Source organism: Agromyces binzhouensis (assembly GCF_004135055.1).
Taxonomy (GTDB): Bacteria; Actinomycetota; Actinomycetes; order Actinomycetales; family Microbacteriaceae; genus Agromyces; species Agromyces binzhouensis.
Genome location: NZ_SDPL01000833.1, coordinates 1 through 512, shown reverse-complemented (window position 1 = coordinate 512; position 512 = coordinate 1). Strand labels below are relative to the sequence as shown.

At 76.6% G+C, this 512-nt stretch carries 1 pseudogene; it reads left to right on the top strand.

The annotated features are described in order from the left end of the window. Window positions 1–149: 149 nt before the first annotated feature. Window positions 150–512, top strand: a pseudogene (locus ESO86_RS18435) (hypothetical protein); the annotation flags it as partial.

Below are 512 nucleotides of genomic sequence, written 5' to 3'. Positions count from 1 at the left end.
GCGGTGGCGCGAGGGGCGCGCGCCGACGGCCGCCGCGTCGATCCCGGCCGCGGATCGCGAGGCCGCCCGCACCCCCCTTCGGGTGGGGGATCGCTGACACGCCCCACGGCGAGTGGGACCGGCAGCGTCCGGTGACCTAGCGTGGTGCCATGGATCCGATCGGCGGTGGCGTACTCGTGGCGGTCGCCGCGACGCTCTGGATCGCCTACCTGCTCCCGAGCTGGCTCCGCCGACGCCAGTACCTCGCCACCGAGCGCAACGCGGTGCGCTTGCAGCAGACCCTCCGGATCCTCGCCGAGACGGCCGAGGCGCCCGAGGAGGTCCGCACGGGCGTCACGGCGCGCGAGGTCGCCGCGCAGGAACGGATCCTCCACGAGCACGAGCTCGCGGCACGCCTCGAAGCGCAGGCCGCGGAGAACCTCGCGATCGCCGAACGCATCGCCGCCGAGGAGGCGGCCGCCGCCGCGGAGCGGGAGCTCGCCGCGCAGGCGGAGCGGATCGCCGCCGCCGAG